Source organism: Bauldia litoralis (assembly GCF_900104485.1).
In the GTDB taxonomy this organism is placed as follows: Bacteria; Pseudomonadota; Alphaproteobacteria; order Rhizobiales; family Kaistiaceae; genus Bauldia; species Bauldia litoralis.
The window spans coordinates 199,795-215,834 of the sequence record NZ_FMXQ01000005.1; the positions used below are offsets into that span (position 1 = coordinate 199,795).

Below are 16,040 nucleotides of genomic sequence, written 5' to 3' on the forward strand. Positions count from 1 at the left end.
CGAAATACACTCACTGGACAGTATACATCCATGGCTCGCGACGGCACCGCAACGAAGGCCCGCATCATCAAGGCGGCAAGCCGGCTCTTCTATACCGACGGCATTCGCGCGGTGAGCGTCGACGCCGTCGCCGAGAAGGCCGGGGTGACGAAGAAAACCCTGTACTACCATTTCCGCAGCAAGGACGACCTGGTCACCGCGTATCTGCAGGCCCGGGACCAGCCGAACCTGGACGCATTCCGGCGGTGGTTCGACGAAGCCGATGGCGGGCTGGGCGACAAGGTCTTTGCGATCTTCGACGGCGTCGCCAGGGCGGCAAGGCGGCCGAGTTGGCGCGGCTGCGGGTTCCTGCGGACCGCGGGGGAACTGGCAAACCAGCCGGGACATCCGGCGATCAAGGCCGGCGTCGCCCACAAGAAACGCTTCGAGGCCTGGCTGGCGGGCGAGTGCTCGGAGGCCGGCCTCACAGCGCCGGAAGTGGCCGCGCGGCGGCTGGTGATCCTGATGGATGGCGCCTTCGCCGGCTCGCTCATCCACCGGGATCCGGACTACATCATCGAGGCCGGCCATGCGGCCAGACTGCTCATAGCGACGACAGGTCGATCTCGGTGATGTGCCAGCGGCCGAGATTGGCCGTGTACATCTTTGCGCCCTTCAGGGCGACGTTGGTGGGATGGGCGATGGTCGTGGCGTGCGGGTCCTCGATCAGGAGTTCCAGCGGACCGCCGTCGCGCCAGCGATAGATGCGGCTCGGCTCGTAGCAGGAAATGTAGAGCGTGCCGTCCGGGCCGAAGGCGAGCCCGTCCGGCACGTTATGGACATCGGAGATAACGCGGCGGAGCGCGCCGGCAGAGCCATCGGATTCGATCGGCACGAGGCTCACCGCCGGGGCGAAGCTTTCGATGACATAGAGGCCACTGCCATCCGGCGCCATCGCCATGCCGTTGGCGAAGCGGGTCGGCCCCTCGCACCAGACGCCGCCCTCGCCGGTGGCAAGGTCGTAGCGGTAGATGCCGACGCCCGGATCGCCGCTGCTGTCGGAGACGTAGAGGCAGCCGCGCGCCTCGTCGATCACCGGATAGTTCGGCACCTTGATGCCGGAGGCAGCGAACTTGTCGAAGGCGCCGGTCGCCGCGTCGTGGCGGAAGATCGCCGCGTGCTTGAGATCGCAGGCGAAGCAATTGCCGGCGCTGTCGAAGGCGATGCCGAGCAGGAATCCATCGCTCGATCCCATGCGCTCGACCCTGGTGCCGTCGGCATCGATGCGCAGCAATTCGCCGACCTCGTTGCCGCACCAGATTGAACCGTCGGCATGGACGGCGACGCCTTCGGGATGGGCGACGCGGGGATCGGAAAAGATGCCGTCGAAGAAGACTCGGGCGGCGGAGATATCGAGCAGCGGTTTCATGCGGCGCTTCCTTTTGGCGTGGTGCGGGCGGCGAGAAAGGCGACGAGGTCGCGATCGAGGGCGACGATCTCGTCGAGCAGCCCGCCGCGATTGCGCGAGCCGACGAATTCGAGCCGGCGGAGGCCGAGCGGATCGATGCGCTCGCGCAGGATTTCCAGCGTCTCGGTCGACACCGGCGGGATCTCCTCGCAGTCGGGCGCGAAGACGACCGGGAAGCCGGTCGCCTCGACGATGCGCTCCCGGGTGACCCCGGCGAAGGTCTCGACAACCACCAGTTCGCGCGACTCGCTGTCGAGGGCGAAGACGCAGAGGTTGGTGATCAGCTTGACGGCGCCGGGGCGGTAGCCCTGCGCCGCGCGCTCCGCATCGGTGACATAGGCGCGGCCGCAACTCGCGATATCGACCGTATCGACGAGGGAAAGCTTGCGGTGCCCGGTGACGTAGATGACGTAGTCGCGGTGCATGTTGGCGACATCGGCCATGCCGCCCTGCCCCGGCAGACGGATGCTGCCGCCGTCCTTGCGGCGCAGCGCGATGTTGTTGACCCGGGCATGGCGATCGACCTGGGCGGCGGCGATGATCTCGTGGGTGACGGCGCCGCCCTGGTAATAGGCCGAATAGGTGTCGTCGCCGCCGGCATGGGCGGCCGCCGTCTCGGCGTCGAAGGGCTCGATCAGGCTGAGCGTCATCGGGCTCGGCGCGATGTCGAGATGGCCGCAGGACATGGTGGCGACGATCATGTCCGGCGCATGGGTCGCCTTGGCGAGGCGGTAGGCGACATTGGCGAGCGGCGACACGGCGCCGGCGCTGGCGAAGGAGTCGTTGTCGAGCTCGGCGGCGATGCGCACCGCCATCGCCTCGTCGGGGGACGCGGCGGCGGCGCCACGATTGATCGCGACGGGGAAGCGGACACCCGATGCGGTGGCGGCGGGGATGCGGGCCGCGGCGCGCCTGTCGGCGGGAAAGCGAGAGGCGGGCAGCGCGAGCGACCGGGAAAGCGGGGCGTCCGACGCGAATGCGGCGTGGAGCGCGGCGTAGTCGGTGACGTAATCCGGCAGGCAGGAGGTCGGCCAGGCGCCGCCTTCGACTTTTGCGATTGCCGTGATGCGGTTGCGGGTGAGGACGGCGTGGCGATCGCCGCGGGCCAGCTCGCCGGCCGGGACGATCTCCTCGACGGTGACCAGCACCTTGCGGGCGGCGGCGACCATCGGCCAGTCGAGGGCGCGGGCGCCGACGATGGCGACGTTGCCGGTCTCGTCGGCGCGCGGCGCGTGGAGGATCACGGTATCGAGGCGGAGCGGCGGGATGACGCCGACCGTCTCGCCGCTGGGCGCGTCAGTGATCGTGCCGGCGCCGGGAATGCGTTCCATCATGTCGGAGCCGGCGGGCCGCTGGAACGGCATCAGCGGCAGGTTCTGCTCGGTGGCGCGCAACGCCTGGATCATCGCCAGCGCCGTCCAGTCGTTGACCGGAACGGTGCCGGCCTCGGCAGCGGCGCGGAAGCGCGGCGGCAGTCCGAAGATGTCGAGGCTGGAGAAGCAGATATCGATGCTGGCGATCGCCTGCGCCTCCAGAAGGATCTCCAGCGGCAAGCCGCCAGCCCAGGAGACATAGGCGAGGTTCTTTGTACCCCGCGCGGCGATGGCGTTGAGGAGGGCGATCGGCAGGCGGGCGAAATGGTGGCCGCCGACGCCGAAGGTCTCGCCTTCCGCGACCATCGCGGCGAGGCCGTCGAGATTGGTGACCTGCGGACGGTTGGGCTTGACCAGGCTTTCGCGGAGCGGGGCATCCGTCACGGGTTCGGGTCCCCTTCGTTGACGGGCGCGCGGTTGGCTTCCCTGCTCGCCTTCGGCTCGACAAGAGGCAAAGCCCTCTCCCGCGAGGGGAGAGGGAAAGGGGCGGCGCGGTTGTTGGTGTGGGTTCGCAGCGGCATCAGAGCGGTTCCGCGGCGATGCGGTAGCGGGTGACGAAGGGCTCGCCGGCCTTGAAGGCGAGCGCCGTCGGGGTGCCGGACAGGCTGATGGGATTGTCCGCCTGGGCGGTCGGCGGGCCGAGGCCGAAGGGCGAGCAGATCGGCTCGATGCCGATGGCGATGTGGCGCCCGTTCCACGGCGCCATCTTGCGGCCGGCGTTGCTGTACCAGAGGAGGAGGCTGGGGAAATGCTCCTTCTGCCAGGTCAGGCGGACGCGGTAGCCCTCCGCCTCGTTGGCGAGCGCCGCCGTGCCGTCGATGCCGTTGAGCTGCAAAAGTTCCTCGGCCTCGGTGGAGAGCGGCAGGCGGCTGGCGTCGACGACAGTGCCGAAACGGCCGGGGACCTTCTCGAGATCGTCGAAGCGGGCGTCGATGGCGAAGAGCGGCGCTGCCGGCTCGACGGTGGATGGATAGGTCAGGCCGTGATCGAAGCGGCCGGGCTCGAGCCGGGCGCCGCCGACGGCGAGCGGCAGCCGGAACACCGGGTGCAGGCCGATCGGCAGGCGACAGTCCTCGCGGACTTCGACGCGAAATTCGCAGTCGATCGCCGGGGCGTCCGGGTCGGGCGTGACGGTGCGCTCGACCCGGGCGATCGGGCTCGATTCGGGATAATCGAGGGCGAGCTTCAGCGCGCCGTCGCCGGCCGACTGCCACTGCCAGTCGGTGTTGGAGGAATGGCCGTGGGCTTCCTCGCCCGGATCGGCGGGCCGGATGGCGGCGGCCCAATCCGGCGCAAAGCCATCGGGCGGGACGGAGTAGCCGAAGGGGACGCACGGCCACTCGCCGCGCAGCTTCCGCAGGATGCCGGGCAGGTCTTCGGTGCCCGCCTCGCCGGCCCATGGGGCGACTTGCATCGGGCTGACCTGGCGGCCATCGGCGAGGAGGAAGGTGACGGGGGCGAGCATGGCGCCAAGGCGCTGGACAGTCAGCGCGCCATGCGCCCAGCCGAGACCACGATACGGGGTGTCAGTCATGGGTGGGGGCTCCCTTTTGAGTCGGACGCGACAGTTCTCCCCTCTCCCATTGGGAGAGGGCTTTGCGGCTTGGCGAGCGGAGCGAGGTTGGGCGCAAAGGGTGAGGGGCGAGAGCGACGAGGTTATTGCGTCCACGCTTCAGCCCCTCACCCTTGCGGCCTAGGCGTCTCGGTCGCTGCGCTTCCTGCGACGCCAAGGCCGCAAGCCCTCTCCCAATGGGAGAGGGAAATACCAGTGATGTCGCGGTTATTCGTTCAGTGGGCACTGAACCACGCTGCCGACGGCCCGGCACCGGGGTCAGCCTCGTTTTTCGCGCTCGCGGGCGGCGCTTTTCTCGGCGAATTCGCGGACGCGGGCCTTGGCGAAATCGGTGCGGAACAGGCTGCGGACGGCTTCGCCTTCGCGGTCGAGGCCGGCGGGGAGCTCGTTGCGGGTGGCGAAGTGGACCAGCGTCTTCAGTTCGCGGATCGCATCGGGCGAGGCGGTGGCGAGTTCGCCGGCAAGCGCCAGGGCGCGGGGCATCAGGTCGTCGGGCTCGGTCACCTCGGCGACCAGGCCGTAATCGACGAAGGTCGCCGCGGGCAGCATGGCGCCGGTGAGGAGCAGGTAGGCAGCGCGGTTGGCGCCGAGCTTTGCGACGCCGCGCTGGGTGCCGCCGCCGCCGGGGACGAGGCCGAGCTTGACCTCGGGCAGGCCCATCTTGGCCTTCGACGAGGCGATGACGATGTCGCAGCACAGCACCATCTCGAAGCCGCCGCCGAGGGCATAGCCGTTGACCGCGGCGATCACCGGCTTGGGATTGTCCTCGATCGCCGCATACATGGCACGGCCGCGGGTCTGGAAGTCGTCGAAGGCGCTATCCGCCTGGCCGGCATATTCCTTGATGTCGGCGCCGGCCATGAAGCCCCTGCCCTCGCCGGTCAGGACGATGACGTTGACCTCCGGGTCGCGGCCGAGGTCGAGAAACGCCTCGGTGATCTCCGCCATCATCGGCGTGCTGATCGCGTTGAGCTGGTCGGGGCGGCGGAAGGTGACCACCGCGACCGCGCCGTGGCGGTCGACCGACAGGCTTTCGGGCGCGGCGGGGGCGGCCATCTCAGGTCTCGATCGTCATGTCGCCATCGGCGACAAGGGAATCGATATCATCGGGCGCCATCCCGAACTCGGCGAGGATCTCGCGGCCATGCTCGCCGATCAGCGGCGCCGGGCGCTCGATCACCGGCTGGGTCTCGCTCATCCTGATCGCCGGGGCGACGACGCGAACGGTGCCGCCCCTGGGGTGCTCGTAAGTGGTGAGCATGTTCATGTGCCTGACCTGCGGGTCCTCGGCAGCGGTGCGGATGTCGTTGACCTGGGCGCACCAGATGTCGACGGCGAGCATGCGCTCCAGCAGTTCGGCCGAGCCGTATTTGCGGGTCTCGGCGTTGACCTTCTCCCAGACCTCGTCGCGCTTGTCGTAGAGGGTGGCGAGGTCGTCATAGACGGCGAGTTCCGGCGCCTCCAGCACCTCGTAGAGCGTCTTGAACGGGCTCATGGCGATCGAGACGTAACCGTCCTTCGTCTCGTAGATGCCGAAGGGCGCCTGCATGCCGGGATGGCCGATGCCGGAATTGGGGCGCTTCAGGTCCTGACCGAGATTGAGGACAGCGACATATTCCTGCGCCAGATGCGCAAGCATCCCCGCCAGCAGATTGACCTCGATCTTCTGGCCCTTGCCGGTCTTCTCGCGCCAGTAGAGCGCGCCAAGGATGCCGTAGACCATGTTCATCGCGCCGATCTGGTCGGCAAGGCCGGCGCCAGCCGGCACCGGGGCCTGGTCGCCGCGGCCGGTGTTGTCGATCAGGCCGGCCAGCCCCTGGATCAGCATGTCCTGGCCGGGGCGATCGACATAGGGGCCCTCCTCGCCATAGCCGGAGCCGGAGCAGTAGATGATGCGCGGATTGACGGCCTTGAAGTCCTCGTAGCCGTAGCCGAGACGATCGAAGACGCCGGGACGGAAATTCTGGACGACGACATCGGCGGTCTTCGCCATCTCCATGATCAGGTCATGGACCTTCTTGCTCTTGAGGTTCAGCGCGATCGACCGCTTGTTGCGGTTCCAGGCGAGGAAGTTCGGGCTTTCCGAACCGCCGACCCATTTGGCGAAGAAGGTCATCGACCGGAACATGTCGCCGGAGCCGGCGCGCTCGATCTTGATGATGTTGGCGCCCATGTCGCCGAGCAACTGGGTGGCGAAAGGCCCCTGCAGCAGGTGGCTGAAATCGAGGACGGTGACGCCTTCGAGAGCGCGCTGGACGGGTGGCTCGCTGGTCACGATATTCTCCGTCACACGAGGTCCGGCACGAAACGCGGCGCGGCGGTGAGACCGCCGTCGACGCGCAAATCGATGCCCGTGGTGAAGCCGGCGGCGTCGCTGGCGAGATAGATGGCGGCCTCGGCGATCTCGCTCGGCTTCCCGATGCGGCCGACCGGGTGCATCTTGATCCAGGCGCGCATGACATGCTCGCCGAGATCGGCGATGACCTTCTCGTTCATCGGGGTGTTGATGGTGCCGGGCGAGATCGAGTTGACGCGAACATTCTGCGGCCCGAACTCGACCGCCATCTGGCGGGTCATCGACATCACCGCGCCCTTGGCGCCGGCATAGGCGGTCCAGCCGTCGAGGCCGATGTGGCCCTGGGCCGAGGCCATGTTGATGATGACGCCGCCGCCCTGCTCGATCATCTGCGGCAGGGCATGCTTGCAGCCACGGAAGACGCTGGTGAGGTTGATCGCGATCAGCTTGTGCCACTGCTCGTCGGTCATCTCGTGAACCGGGAAACCGCCGATGGCGACGGCGGCGTTGTTGACCAGAATGTCGAGCCGGCCGCCCTTTTCGATGGCGGTGCCGATCAGGGTCTGGATGTCCTTGTCCTCGGCGACATCGCAATGGACATAGTCGGCCCTCAACCCCTCGTCGCGGAGCGAGGCGGCGAAGGTCTCGCCCTTCTTGTCGGAGATGTCACCGATGAAGACATGAGCGCCCTCACGGGCCATGCCTTCGGCGATGGCGTGGCCGATGCCGTCCGCCGCGCCGGTGATGACCGCGATCTTGTCCTTCAAGCGATCCATTGTTTCGCCTCCTAGCCTGCGCGACGACGCTTCATTTCGTCGAAAGCGACCGCGATGATGATGATGATGCCGGTGATAACGAGTTGCCACTCCGTCGGCAGGTCGAGCATGCCGAGGCCGTTCGACATGAAGGCCAGAATGAGGACACCGAGGGCCATGCCGAGCAGCGAGCCAATGCCGCCCGACAGGCTGACGCCGCCAAGGACGACGGCGGCGACAACCTGGAACTCGAAGCCGATACCGGCAAGGTGCACGGCCGAACCGAGGCGCGAGGCGAGCAGGATGCCCGAGATCGTCGCCATGACGCCGGAAATGACGAAGCAGATGAACTTGACGCGCTTGACCGGGAATCCGGCGAGCCGGGCAACCTCGGCATTGCCGCCGACGGCATAGACCTTTCGGCCGAAGGGGCGATAGCTCATCACGTACATGAAGATCAGCAGCAGGACGAGCGCGATGATCGCCGGCCATGGCACCACGCCGAGGAAGCGCTCGTTGCCGATGATGAAGAAGCTCTCGAGGTAGATGTCATCCGGGATCGCGGTCTTGCCGGTGTAGAGGTAGACGCCGCCGCGAAGGATGAAGAGCATGCCGAGCGTGACGATCAGCGAATTGATGCCGACATAGGCCGACAGGTAGCCGTTGATGCCGCCGACGATCAGGCCGAGCAGCAGCGCGGCGGCAAGGCCCAGCCACAGCGAGCCGGTGGCGTTCATCACCTCGATCAGGGGAATGGCGACCGCAGCCTGCAGCGAGCCGACCGAGATATCCACCTCGCCCGATATGAAGACGATGGCGACGCCGATTCCGGCGATCATCACCAGCGAGCCCTGGCCGAGGACGTTGGTCAGGTTGCGAACGGTGAAGAAATATTCCGACGTGAAGGAGAAGAAGGCGATCAACGCGAAGATCGACAGGACCAGCGCGATCTCCTGACGCCGGCCGAGCATGGCGAAGGTATCGGTGACATGACCGCCCGACCGGGCGGCGAGGCTAGACGATGGCGGCATTGAGGATCTTCTCCTGGGTCGCCTCGTCACGGCTGAAGGAACCGGTGATGCGGCCCTCGCCCATGACCATGATGCGGTCGCTGAGGCCGAGCAGCTCGGGCATCTCGGACGTCATCATGATGATCGCGTGGCCATCGGCGGCGAGCTGGTCGATCAGCGCGAAGATCTCGGACTTGGCGCCGACATCGATGCCGCGCGTCGGCTCGTCGACGACGATGACGCTCAGCCCCTTCAGCAGCCAGCGGGCGAGCAGCACCTTCTGCTGGTTGCCGCCGGAGAGGTTCTTGATCTCCTGGTAGAGGCCCGGCGTGCGGATGCGGAAGCGATCGACATAGGATTGCGCCGCCTCGCGCTCGCGCCGCTCGTCGATGAAGCCGCCACGGGCGAAACTGCCCAGCGCGGCGAGGCTGAGATTGTAGACCACCGGCAGTTCGAGCATCAGGCCCTCGCCCTTGCGGTCCTCGGTGAGAAGGCCGATGCCGAGCGAAACGGCGGTGCGGGTGTCATGCGGGCGAAGCGGCTTGCCACCGACCGCGATGGTGCCGCTGTCGATCGGATCGAAGCCGACAATTGCCTTGGCGAGTTCGGTGCGGCCGGCGCCCATCAGGCCGAAGAAGCCGAGTACCTCGCCGGAATAGACCTCGAAGGAAATGTCCTCGAGCTTCTCGGTCCCGACACCCTTGACCGAGAGCGCCACCTTGTCGGATGCCTGACCGCGGCTGCGCGGAAACAGGTCGTCGATCTGGCGGCCGATCATGTCCTGGATCAGCGTCTCATTGGTGTGATCGGCGATCGGCTTTGTCGAGATATGGCGGCCGTCGCGCAGCACGGTGACCGTGTCGGCGATCTCGAACACCTCGTCGAGCTTGTGGCTGACATAGATGACGGCGATGCCGAGCGAGGTCAGCCGGCGGATGACGGTGAAGAGCAGCGCCACCTCGTTCGGCGTCAGCGACGAGGTCGGCTCGTCCATGACGACGATGCGCGCCTCCTGGGCCAGCGCCCGGGCAATCTCGACCATCTGCTGCTGGCTGATCGGCAGGGTGCCGGTGCGGGCCGAGGTGTCGACGTCGAAGCCGATGCGTTCGAACAGCGCCTTCGCGTCGCGGCTGATCTTGCGCCAGTCGATCGAGCCGGTGCGGCCGGTCGGATACTCCTCGAGGAAGATGTTCTCGGCGACTGTGAATTCGGAGATCAGCGCGATCTCCTGGAAGACCACCTTGATGCCCTGGCGCAACGCATCGGCGGGGCCGGACAGCGTCGTCTCGCGGCCGGCGATGCGGATGGTGCCGGCATCCTTGCCGTAGACCCCGGCGAGGATCTTGATCAGCGTCGACTTGCCGGCGCCATTCTCGCCCATCAGGGCGTGAACCTTGCCGGCCTCCAGCGTCAGGTCGACATTGTCGAGGGCGATGACGCCGGGGAAATGCTTGCCGATGCCGGTCATCGCCAGCGGCGGCACGGCGGCGACGGTGCCGGCCATGGCGGCTTCAGCGGGCATCGGCGCGCCTCCGCAGGATGTCGAGATAGATGGCAAGGATCAGGACGACGCCGGGGACGATCATCTGCAGGTCCTGGTTCCACTGCAGGATGATGATGCCGTTGTCGATGATCTTGAGAATGAAGACGCCGAGCAGCGTGCCGATCAGGGTGCCGCGGCCGCCGGACAGGCTGGTGCCGCCGAGGATGACAGCGGCGATGACGGTCAGCTCGAAGCCACGGCCGGCGGTCGGCTGGCCGGCATTCATCAGCGAGCCGAGGATCAGGCCGGCGACGCCGACCAGCGCGCCGGTGAGGACGAAGGCGAAGAGCTTGAGCCGGGTCGAGCGCAGGCCGGAGAGGCGCGCGGTCTTCTCGTTGGCGCCGACGGCATAGAGGTAGCGGCCGAGCGTCGTGTGGCGGAGCACGACATAGGAGGCAACGAAGATGATCGCCGCGATGATGACCGGGATCGGCACCGGGCCGACATAGCCGGCGCCGATATCGACGAAGGACGCGATGTGATGGTGGTTCTGGATCGCCTCGCGGGTGTAGAGGAACACGCCGCCCTGGAGGATCATCATCGTGCCGATGGTGGCGATCAGCGAATTGACCTTGAGCCGGGTGACGACGACGCCGTTGACGAGGCCGACAAAGGCGCCGAAGGCGATGCCGGCGACCGCGCCGAGAAAGACGCTGTCGGTGAGATTGATGACGTCCATCGCGACGACGCCGACGAAAGCCAGCGATGCGCCGACGGAGAGATCGACCTCGGCGGTGATCAGCAGCATCGTCATGCCGCAGGCGACGATCAGCACCAGCGCGACCTGGCGCAGGATGGCGATGATATTGGCGCCCGAATAGAATTGCGGGACGACCAGCGAGATGCCGACGCAGATGATGACGAGCGCGGCGACGAGGACGATCTGACCGTTGCTGGCCAGCGCGCCGACGAGGCTTCCCGACGTCGGGGGGCTTGAGACTTCGGTCACCATTTTGGTCAATGCCATCTTCGGGTCCTGCCCGGGGCCGCGAACGGCCCCGGACGGTTTCGCGTCAGTGGCTGCCTTACTTGAGGTCGGCAGCGGTCTTGGTGCACTTCTCCGGCGGGACCAGCGCGTTGACCGCATCCCACTTGATGGAGCGCGTCGAGCCGTCATAGTCGTAGTAGGTCGACCATTCGTCGCCAACCATCGGCGCGGTCGGGCTGACGATATGCTCCGGGACTTCCTCGCCGTTGAAGACCTTGATGGCGGCTTCGATGGCGGTGTAGCCGTTCTTCTCCGGGAACATCGCGGCCTCGATGCGGTAGGACGGCTCGTTCTCCATCGCGTTGATGAAGGCGAGACCCTCGCCACCGGTGCCGACGACGAGCAGGTCGTCCTGCGACTTGCCGGCGGCCTTCCAGGCCTGGAGGCCACCCAGCGACGACGAGTCGTTGATGCCGTAGATGATGTTGATGTCATCATTCTGGGCGAGCGCCGCGGTCGACACCTCGAGCGAACGGTCGGGGTTGCCGCCGCCGTCGAGGTCATGGACGAGGGTGGCATCCGGGATCTCGGTGCGGATACCGTCCATGAAGCCTTCCGAACGCAGCACGGTCGCCGACAGGAGCGGCAGGCCGACATTCATCACCTTGGCGACGCCGTCGAGATTTTCCTTGGCGTATTTGCCCGCCTCGACGCCGGCGTCGTAGCCGGTGTCATAGTCGCAGATGGCGACCATGGTGGTCATGCCCTTGACCGGGTTGCCTTCCAGCACGACCGGCATGCCGGCGGCCTTGGCACGACGCAGGAGCGGCACGACGCCTTCCTCGTTGACCGGCGTCAGGATGAGAACGTCAACGCCCTGGGCGATGAAATCCTCGGCGGCGGAGACCTGCTTGGCAACGTCGAGATTGGCGTCCTTGACCTCGACGGTGATGCCGAGTTCCGCACCGTGGTCCTTCATGCCCTTGATGACATTCTGATACCACTCATGGGTCGCGTAGTTCACCACGTAGCCGATACGCTTCGGGGTATCTTGAGCGATTGCCGGCGCGGCCATGACGGCGACGAGCGCCGTGCCGGCTGCCAGCAGTCCGAGGATCGATTTCTGCATTGACTTCCTCCCAGTTGTCTCGCGCCAGCGGGGGATTGGGGTTGAGGGGGCTCTCACGATCTGCCGGCGGGTTTGCCGGCGTCGTCGGGAGCGCCGAGGGCGCGCGAGATTTCGAGTGCCGTCGCCTGCGCATGCCTCAAGACCGTCTGACGGTCGAAGCGCGCATGGGTCTGCGGCAGATAGGGAACGGTGAGCGCCGCCGCGGTGGTCCCGGTGTGATCCCGGATCGGCAGCGAGATATTGGTGCAGCCTTCGACGGCGAGCGAGGGGCGCATCTCGTAGCCCTGCGCCTCGATGTCGGCAAGGCGCTCGGCGAGATCGTCGCCCCCGGCCTGCGGATCCTCGGCCAGCAGCCGGGCGACAAGCTGATCGCGGTCGGGCTGCGGGCGGCTGGCGAGCAGCACCGCGCCGGAGGAGGTCTCGAGGATCGGGAATTGCGAGCCGAGCGCCACCGAATAGCGCATCGGCAGCGGCGACTCGACCTGGACGACAATCAGCACCTGCAGGCCGTTGAGGACGACGAGGTGACAGCTCTGGTCGGAGTCCTGCGCCAGGGCGCGCATCGCCGGCAGCGCGGCATCGACGAGGCGGTTGACCGGCGGGTGCTTGTGGGCGAGCTCAAACAGCTTGAGCGACAGCCGATAACGGTCCGAGCGCGGGGCGCGGACGAGATAGCCGCGCTTCTCCAGAAGCTGGATGATCCGGTAGATCTCGTGGATCGAGCGGCCGAGGCCGAGGGAAATCTCGGTCTGGGTGACGCCATCCGGATTGCCGGCCATGAACTCCAGGATGTCGAGCGCCTTCTCGGCGGCCGGCGCCTTGTAGGCCGGGCGCGAGGCGGACTCGCGCGGCTCGGCCGACGATTCTCCGTCCATGCTGAGGATGCGCGGATCGTCGTTCACGCCGGGCTCTCCGCAAGAGCGCCAGCGGTCTCGGCGTGGCGGGCGTTCAGCCAGTCGGCCAGATCGCTCGCCGAAAGCTCGCCCTTGATCGCCGCCTGGGCCTGCTGGGCGCAGGCGCGGAAAAAGGTGATGAAGCCGGGGTGGGTGCCGCGCAGATACGAACCCTGAAGGGTGGCGAGCGTATCGGCGAAGAAATTGCGCGTCGCCTCGTTGACCGCCGCATCGGTCCAGGCCGCAAGCGAACCCGGCTGACCGCCGGCCGTGACATAGTCGCCGCGCTGGTAATCGGCGCCGCAAAGATGAAGCGCGTAGGCGACGGCCGCGTCGCGGTTCTGCGAGAAGGCGCTGACGCCGATACCGGCGCCGCCGAGCAGCGATCCCTTCGGCGGCGTCGCCGGGATGTCGGCGAAACGCAGATGCGGGGCCTCGGCGCGCGACGCGTAGTTCACGTAGCCGAAGGCGAAGGGCACATAGACGACGTCATCATGGGCGATCATGTGATCGAAGCAGCGGATCGGGTTCCACGACCAGGAGGACGGATGGGACAGAGCGGCGAGTTCGCGGAGGCGATCGACAATCTCGGCGACGGCATCGTGGCCGAGAAAGACCTCCGGCGAAGCGCCGATGACATGACCGCTCGACTCGGCGCCGGTGATGATCAGGCACATGGCGTCGGTCGGCACCAGCGGCAGGCCGAGATGCTTGCCGCTCGCGACGACCTTGCGGCCGAGGGTGACGACCTCCTCATGGGTGCGCGGCGGGGCGTCGGCGAAAGCCTCGAACAGGTCAGGACGATAGGCGGCGACCTGGGCGGCGGCGTCGATGGGCAGCGCCCACTGGTGCCCGCCCGACTGATAGGACTGCCACGACTTGCCGACCGAGTCGGCTTCGAAGGCGCGCTTCGTTTCGCGATCGAGGTAATCGTCGAGCGGAACGAGCAGCCCGTCACGCGCGATCTCCCCGACGAAGGGATGATCGAAGACGACGAGATCGTGGGTCCTGACCGCTTCGTCGAGGCGGCCCTCGCCGAACTCATAGAGGCTGCGGCGATCCCAGTGGATTTGGTGATCCGGATGCGCGGCCTGCCAGTCCGGGATGCTCGCGTCGAGCGGCCCCCAGCAGCGCCGATGATCCCATGCCAGTCCCTTGAGCGTGACGCTCATTCGACGTTCCCCGACCCTTGCGACCGATCTTCGTGCCGGCCTGAGGAAAGGCTATGTCGGTTTTTTCACATATACAAGTCGTTTTTTTTGGTGCCGGAGATATGCGCGTATCACCGCCGGGGCCGCAGCAGAGACCCATCAAGTCGGGATCGTATCAGCAAGGCGATCGAGCCATTCTTCCAGCAGCAGTCGCTCGTTGGCGGTCAGCACCGTCGCCTCCTGCAGCACCGCGCGTAGCGCAATCGCAGCAGCAGCGGGACCGGCTTTCTCGATCACAGGCACTTCGGCGGTTATGTGAGCCAGGACCGCCTCCCGGGCCGTCGCCGACAGTCCGGGATCGCGTCGGTCATCCGGCTCGGCGAGAAGGGTCAGTACGGTTCCGGTGCCCGCCGCCTGCAGCAGACCGACCGCCCGCGCCTCACTGACCCGAAGACGACCCGCGCGCGCGATGTTCCTGACCCGCCGTTTGAGCACGTCAATTCCCGCATCGGCCGCGGGCGAGCGCCGGCGCGCGTGCGGTGCACTGCTGATGATCTCAAACAGGGCCGGATGGGCCAGACCGAAAGCGACGTGCATGTCCCAGCCATCGCGAAGGTCCTGCACAGGATCAGGGTGCGGTTCACGCGCCGATTTCTCCGCGATGTACGCGGCCAGAACCTGCTCCGCGACCGCGTCGAGGAGCCCGCGCATGTCGCCGAACAGCCGATAGATCGTTGGCGCCTGGACCGCGGCGGCCGCGGCCACCGCTCGGGTCGTGGCGGCATCGCGGCCGCCCTCTGCGAGAAGTTCGGCCGCGGCAGCGATAATGCGGCCACGCACCTCATCCCGGGAAACGCCGGCTTCAAGGCCGGTATCGACGCCAAGATCGCTCATTTGCTCACCATAACGGGCTGGTGTTTTCATCGATAGCGAAAATTTGTTATCGAGTATTTTCTATGATATTGATTTTTTGATATCATTGATAACATCAGCGCCGACGTCGGCTGCGGCCTTACAGGAGACTGTCATGATCATCGTTACCGGAGCCTCGGGTCATCTCGGACATGCGATCGTGGAGAACCTCGTTGGCCGCGTTCCCGCGAACCAGGTCGTTGCCAGCGTCCGCGATCCGGAGAAGGCCGCCGATCTGTCGGCACTCAGCGTCGAGGTTCGTCACGGCGATTTCGACGATCCGGAAAGCCTGAGGCGCGCTTTCGAGGGCGCCAGGCTGGTTCTGATCGTTTCTTCCAACGCGCGGTCAACGGGGGGCGATCCCCTCGCGCAACATCGCGCGGCCATCGAGGCGGCGCGGGCGGCAGGGGCGGAGCGGATCATCTATACGAGCCAGATGGCCGCCAGCCCCTCCTCCGTATTCCCTCCAGCACTCGACCACGCCGCGACCGAAGACATGCTGCGGCAGTGTGGAGTGGCGTGGACATCGCTTCGCCATGGCTTCTACGCGGCGAGTGGCATCATGCTGATGGGCGACGCGCTGAAGACGGGTGTGATCGAGGCGCCGGCTGACGGCAAGATCGCCTGGACGGCGCATGCGGATCTGGCCGAAGCGGACGCCGCAATCGTAGCGAAGATTTTCCTTGGAAACGGGGAGCGGTTCGACGGGCCAACGCCACCGCTCACCGGGTCGGAAGCGCTCGACCTCGCCGACCTCGCCGGCATCGCGTCGGCGCTCTGCAGCCGTCCCATCCGCCGACAGGTTCCCAGCGACGAGGACTTCTCGGCGAAACTGGCCGCGCGCGGCGTGGCGAACACCGTCGCGAGCATCGCGCTGGGACTTTACGTCGCCAGCCGAAGGGGCGAATTCGCGGCGGTCGATCCGATGCTGGAACGCCTGTTGAACCGACCGCCGATTTCCATGCGCGACGTCATCGCTGACCACATCGCAGCCAGCCGGGACTGAAATCGGCCGGGCGCGCGGGGGCGA

General features: G+C 66.8%; 15 protein-coding genes. 2 read left to right on the forward strand and 13 right to left on the reverse strand.

Features of this window, described 5'->3' with window-relative positions:
• Positions 1 to 30: 30 nt before the first annotated feature.
• A complete protein-coding gene (locus tag BLT60_RS13345; RefSeq protein WP_090876958.1) occupies positions 31 to 612 on the forward strand; it encodes a TetR/AcrR family transcriptional regulator in 582 nt (193 codons plus the stop codon).
• On the opposite strand, the gene BLT60_RS13350 is transcribed toward BLT60_RS13345, so the two are convergent.
• The 13 genes from BLT60_RS13350 to BLT60_RS13410 all read right to left on the reverse strand — a co-directional run bounded on the left by BLT60_RS13350 (position 584) and on the right by BLT60_RS13410 (position 14,992).
• Complete coding sequence (locus BLT60_RS13350; RefSeq protein WP_090876959.1) at positions 584 to 1,408, reverse strand: SMP-30/gluconolactonase/LRE family protein; 825 nt, start codon at positions 1,406 to 1,408, stop codon at positions 584 to 586. The genes BLT60_RS13345 and BLT60_RS13350 overlap by 29 nt on opposite strands.
• A complete protein-coding gene (locus BLT60_RS13355) occupies positions 1,405 to 3,204 on the reverse strand; it encodes a CoA-transferase (protein ID WP_244521253.1) in 1,800 nt (599 codons plus the stop codon). Before BLT60_RS13355 ends, BLT60_RS13350 begins: the two co-directional genes overlap by 4 nt.
• 136 nt (positions 3,205 to 3,340) lie before the next feature.
• Complete coding sequence (locus BLT60_RS13360; protein WP_090876960.1) at positions 3,341 to 4,354, reverse strand: aldose epimerase family protein; 1,014 nt, start codon at positions 4,352 to 4,354, stop codon at positions 3,341 to 3,343.
• A 297-nt stretch (positions 4,355 to 4,651) separates the two neighbouring features.
• Positions 4,652 to 5,449, reverse strand: a complete 798-nt coding sequence (locus tag BLT60_RS13365; RefSeq protein ID WP_090876961.1) for an enoyl-CoA hydratase/isomerase family protein — start codon at positions 5,447 to 5,449, stop codon at positions 4,652 to 4,654.
• A gap of 1 nt (position 5,450) precedes the next feature.
• Complete coding sequence (locus BLT60_RS13370; RefSeq protein WP_090877168.1) at positions 5,451 to 6,668, reverse strand: CaiB/BaiF CoA transferase family protein; 1,218 nt, start codon at positions 6,666 to 6,668, stop codon at positions 5,451 to 5,453.
• An 11-nt stretch (positions 6,669 to 6,679) separates the two neighbouring features.
• Positions 6,680 to 7,465 (reverse strand): SDR family NAD(P)-dependent oxidoreductase, encoded by a 786-nt coding sequence (locus BLT60_RS13375; RefSeq protein ID WP_090876962.1) that lies wholly within the window; start codon positions 7,463 to 7,465, stop codon positions 6,680 to 6,682.
• Positions 7,466 to 7,476: 11 nt separating this feature from the next.
• Positions 7,477 to 8,475 (reverse strand): ABC transporter permease, encoded by a 999-nt coding sequence (locus BLT60_RS13380; RefSeq protein ID WP_175478427.1) that lies wholly within the window; start codon positions 8,473 to 8,475, stop codon positions 7,477 to 7,479.
• The gene (locus BLT60_RS13385; RefSeq protein ID WP_090876963.1) at positions 8,459 to 9,976 is read right to left on the reverse strand and encodes a sugar ABC transporter ATP-binding protein; all 1,518 of its coding nucleotides are present in this window, start codon (positions 9,974 to 9,976) and stop codon (positions 8,459 to 8,461) included. Before BLT60_RS13385 ends, BLT60_RS13380 begins: the two co-directional genes overlap by 17 nt.
• The gene (locus BLT60_RS13390) at positions 9,966 to 10,964 is read right to left on the reverse strand and encodes an ABC transporter permease (protein WP_244521254.1); all 999 of its coding nucleotides are present in this window, start codon (positions 10,962 to 10,964) and stop codon (positions 9,966 to 9,968) included. The genes BLT60_RS13385 and BLT60_RS13390 overlap by 11 nt, the downstream gene beginning before the upstream one ends.
• Positions 10,965 to 11,022: 58 nt before the next feature.
• Positions 11,023 to 12,054 carry a sugar ABC transporter substrate-binding protein gene (locus tag BLT60_RS13395; protein ID WP_090876965.1) on the reverse strand — a complete coding sequence of 344 codons (1,032 nt, stop codon included), beginning with the start codon at positions 12,052 to 12,054 and terminating at the stop codon, positions 11,023 to 11,025.
• A 53-nt stretch (positions 12,055 to 12,107) separates the two neighbouring features.
• Complete coding sequence (locus tag BLT60_RS13400) at positions 12,108 to 12,956, reverse strand: IclR family transcriptional regulator (protein ID WP_244521255.1); 849 nt, start codon at positions 12,954 to 12,956, stop codon at positions 12,108 to 12,110.
• A complete protein-coding gene (locus tag BLT60_RS13405) occupies positions 12,953 to 14,119 on the reverse strand; it encodes an ABC transporter substrate-binding protein (protein ID WP_090876966.1) in 1,167 nt (388 codons plus the stop codon). Before BLT60_RS13405 ends, BLT60_RS13400 begins: the two co-directional genes overlap by 4 nt.
• A 138-nt stretch (positions 14,120 to 14,257) precedes the next feature.
• Positions 14,258 to 14,992, reverse strand: coding sequence for a TetR family transcriptional regulator (locus BLT60_RS13410; protein ID WP_090876967.1), 735 nt, complete (start codon positions 14,990 to 14,992; stop codon positions 14,258 to 14,260).
• Between the two features lie 133 nt (positions 14,993 to 15,125).
• Between BLT60_RS13410 and BLT60_RS13415 the strand changes: the two genes are divergently transcribed.
• Complete coding sequence (locus tag BLT60_RS13415) at positions 15,126 to 16,016, forward strand: NAD(P)H-binding protein (protein WP_090876968.1); 891 nt, start codon at positions 15,126 to 15,128, stop codon at positions 16,014 to 16,016.
• Positions 16,017 to 16,040: the final 24 nt, after the last annotated feature.